Genomic DNA, 3,634 nt, shown 5'->3' on the forward strand with positions numbered 1-3,634 from the left:
CTCCGCGCGTCGGGCGATTGCTAACCCTGCGCCGAACGGCGTAAACAACAACCGGGCTCCGGTCGCGATTGGATGAAAGTCCCGTGGCAGGTCACGTTCCCTCAAGACACTGACGACGTGTATGACCGGTGGCATTGGAGATTGCTCGAGCATGAAGGTCATTGAGATGGGGAGCGAACGATCGGCATAGATTTGGCGAGACGCGTTTGCAATTCCATGAGAAATCGCTGGTCGGACACATAAACGCTGGGAAGGAGCCGATGCGGGAGCGGAGCCGCTTCGCTTAGGTGTCGAAAGAATGACGCGATCGATACCGAGGCGATCATGATTGCCGTGTGCCAAATGGAACAAGGTGATCGGCGGGGGCGGGAATGACAAAGCTACTATGCGTGGAGCAATCTATCCCTTCGCGGTAGATGGCGTCTCGGTTCGCTACGCGAGGATTGTTGAGGATCCAGGCTGCGGCCTCTCTGACGGCCCGGCCCGGCCGTTACCTCATTCGATGGTCCGGATTTCGCCCGGCTCTCGTGGCGGAAGTACATTCGGCGCAGGGTCCATGTCGGGAACCGGGCGTGTCGGATCAAACAATTCGTCGCCGATCGGCAGGACGCGGGCGATCCAGTCGGACAGGACGGTCCACATCCCCGCCCAGTCGAGATCGCCGAGCCGCCCGACAAGGTCGTATAGCATGGAGGGGAGGTGGCCGAACTGGTCGGGAAACACGAACGCCAGGATAATAATGCTCGCGATCGCCAGGAGACCGAGCTTCGCGGCAAACACGAGAACCGTCCCGGCGATCAAGATGGCAACGACGATGACGGCAAGTTCGATCATGGTCTGGCAATCTCCGGATTCCTGGACACGTCCATCACCTGCGACGCATCCCGTCGGCAAGGGCTGCCGCTTGACGTATCGGGCTGAATGCATCCTTCCCCGCAATTGCCTGTAGTTTGCAACCACACGGCCGGACTGAGGATCTAACCGCTCACCGGGCGGATCAGATCGATCCTCCCGCCATACTCCGCGACCTGCGTATCAGCGGTGATCAACGTCATCCCTTCGGCGCGGGACTGGGCGACCAGAAGCCGGTCAAACGGATCGCGGTGCAGTGGCGGAAGGTCGGCAATCGTCAGCGCGTGGAGCCCTGTCACCGGCAGTTCGACATAGCCCGCATCGAGACAACTGCGTCTCAGGAGTGACCCGTCGATGCGGAAATCGGAACGGTTCAAAGCCGATTTGATCGCGATCTCCCACAGGCTCGCGGAACTGAAGACCAGGGTCTCCGCCAGATCTTCGAGACGGGCCCTGACCTCCTCAGGCAGACGTGCCGCGTTGGAGACCGCCCAGAGCAGGATATGCGTGTCGAGAAGGAGGCTCACGCCTCGAAATCGTCGGCGATAGAATTCTGTCCCATCCGATCGAAATCGTCCGGAACGGTAAAGACCCCCGGAAGGATATCGAGACGCGAGGGCGGAGGGGACTTGGGCGTGATCGCCTCGACCTTGACGAGCGGCTTGCCCGCGCGCGCGATCACGAAGGGTTCCCCCGCCGCTGCCGCGGCAACGAGCCGGGAAAGATGCGTCTTGGCTTCATGGATGTTGATCGTCTTCATTGTCGCAATCCCGCGGGGTTAGTCCACCTTACCTAGTCCACTCTCGACGGGTGCGCAAGGTTCTCTCTCAGAGCCGCGCGTGGTGCAGAACGCCGACCCCTGACACCTCCAAGCGCCGTCGGTAGATCCACCGTTCTGTCGCTGCGCATGCGACGTTTGCCGCGGATGACCACGGCCGGCGTGGAGCGAGGGTCGATCATGGTAAAGGCGCAATCCTGATATGTCGCACGTTATCCCCAGTTCATGGGGATCGTCTTGTGCATAAGACCCCCTGAGCTCGCCGATCGCCGGTCCGGCGAAACGATCCGGAGCGCCCTTACCGTTGCCGTGGAAGCCCGACCTCATGAGGCGCCATCGCTGCGATCGGTTGGCGGTTCCAACCCCGCATCCTCCACCTGCTCGGGGTCGGGCAGGTCGTCGAGCGTGGCGAGGCCGAAACGGGCGAGGAACGCGTCAGTGGGGACGTAGGTATAGGGTGCGCCGCGGCGGGGATACCGGCGGCCCGGGGCGACGAGGCCGCGCGCGGAGAGGCGCCCGATGAGGTCGCGGGAGATCTCGCGCCCGAAGATCTCCTTCAGCCCGTCGCGGGTGATCGGCTGGTGGTAGGCGATGGTTACGAGCACGACGAGATCGCCTTCGGTCAGTTCCCCCCCGGCCTCGGGCAGGTCGGCCGCCGCGCGGATCGCCGGACCGTAAGCCGGCCGGGTGCGCAGCATCCAGCCCCCGCCGATCCGCACCACCTCGTAGGGACGCTCCGCGAGGTCGGCGGCCAGGTCGTCGAGGAGCAGGTCGACGGAGGCACCCGGCCCCACCACCCGCGCGAGATCGGCGCGCGGCACCGGTGTCGCGTAGGCGAAGAGCACCGCCTCGATCCGCAGCATCCATTCCCGCCAGCGGCCCTCGGGCGGCAGGTGCGCGAGATCACGGTCGAGATCCGGTGCGGGCCGGCCGCTCACCGGTCCATCCCCTCCAGGCCGCGCGCCGCCCCCGGCGAGCCGTGACACGGGCTGTGGCCAAGGCGCGACACCTCGCTCACACTCCGTAGAGCCGGGACGTCGTTCGCCCGCTGAGCTCACGCACGACACCAAGCGCGACCAGCCGGTCGCAGAACCGCCGCGCGGCGCGGTCCTGCATGCCCCCCGGGCCCACGAGCGCGATCCCGGGCGCGAGCGCATCGCGGGCGAGGAACAACTCCACCGCCGCCCCGGCCCCGCGGGCCCGGAGCTTCGGCGCCACCGCGCGAAGTCGCGCCGCCCGGCGGGCGAGGTCGGACGCCGTCCGCAGCGCCATGGTGGCCCCCCGCAGGACCGCGCGGTGACAGGCCCGACGCATCTCGTCCCCGGAGGCCGTCAGGTCGCGCCGCTGCAACCCGATCCCGAGCACCGGGACGAGGTGCGACCATCCGAACGCCCGGGCAAGCGACACATCCGCCGCGACCAGCGCCGCCGCGATCTCGCGTGGTGCCGCGGTCAGGGCAGCCTCCAGCACCGTCGCCGCCACCTCCACCGGACCGGCTCCAGGATCGGTCACAGGAAGCGATACCCGTGCACCCGCTGCGGCGGACCCTTCCGTCTGGACCCCGAGCGGCCGTCCCGCCGCCTTGCGCCAGAGCCCGACCACCGCCCTCGCGGGCCCGGCCTGCTCCCCGGGCCGCAGGAAATGGACCTCATCGCGCAGGTCCGAGAGGGGGCGCGGGCGGCCCCCGTGGGCGAGGCAGGCCTCGGCCGCATCGAACGCCAGGCGGTCGCGCAGCAAGGGCAGCGGGACGTCCCGGGCCTCCAGCCCCTGCTCCAGCACGGCCAGCGCCGCACTTAAGGAAAAGGCTTCATCCATCGCATGCGCGCTCGTCCTCGGGGTAACCCGGCATGGCATTGTCAGGTTGTTTTGCGGCCTCGGACAAGGTGCCGCCGGCAACCGCTCACGCGGACAGATCGAGCGTGCAAGCTGCTCAGATGTGGAACGCATCCTGTCTTGCGTGGTGGTAGGAGCGGGCGGAAAGACGATGGCGGCGTGGGCGGAAGA

5 protein-coding genes are annotated in these 3,634 nt (G+C 67.0%); all 5 read right to left on the reverse strand.

Annotation, left to right across the window (positions count from 1 at the left end):
- Nucleotides 1–495 precede the first annotated feature (495 nt).
- Nucleotides 496–834: a hypothetical protein gene (locus tag LX81_RS21650; protein WP_111539298.1), complete on the reverse strand. Its 339-nt coding sequence runs from the start codon at nt 832–834 to the stop codon at nt 496–498.
- 143 nt (nt 835–977) lie between these two features.
- On the reverse strand, nt 978–1,379 hold the full coding sequence (locus LX81_RS21655) for a type II toxin-antitoxin system VapC family toxin (protein WP_111539299.1): 402 nt from the start codon (nt 1,377–1,379) through the stop codon (nt 978–980).
- Nucleotides 1,376–1,612 (reverse strand): type II toxin-antitoxin system Phd/YefM family antitoxin, encoded by a 237-nt coding sequence (locus LX81_RS21660; protein WP_111539300.1) that lies wholly within the window; start codon nt 1,610–1,612, stop codon nt 1,376–1,378. Before LX81_RS21660 ends, LX81_RS21655 begins: the two co-directional genes overlap by 4 nt.
- Nucleotides 1,613–1,953: 341 nt before the next feature.
- Nucleotides 1,954–2,568, reverse strand: a complete 615-nt coding sequence (gene scpB / locus LX81_RS21665) for an SMC-Scp complex subunit ScpB (RefSeq protein WP_234822803.1) — start codon at nt 2,566–2,568, stop codon at nt 1,954–1,956.
- Between the two features lie 76 nt (nt 2,569–2,644).
- Nucleotides 2,645–3,577 (reverse strand): DUF1403 family protein, encoded by a 933-nt coding sequence (locus LX81_RS21670; protein ID WP_111539301.1) that lies wholly within the window; start codon nt 3,575–3,577, stop codon nt 2,645–2,647.
- Between the last annotated feature and the right edge of the window lie 57 nt (nt 3,578–3,634).

This window comes from Palleronia aestuarii, from assembly GCF_003253995.1.
GTDB lineage: Bacteria > Pseudomonadota > Alphaproteobacteria > Rhodobacterales > Rhodobacteraceae > Palleronia > Palleronia aestuarii.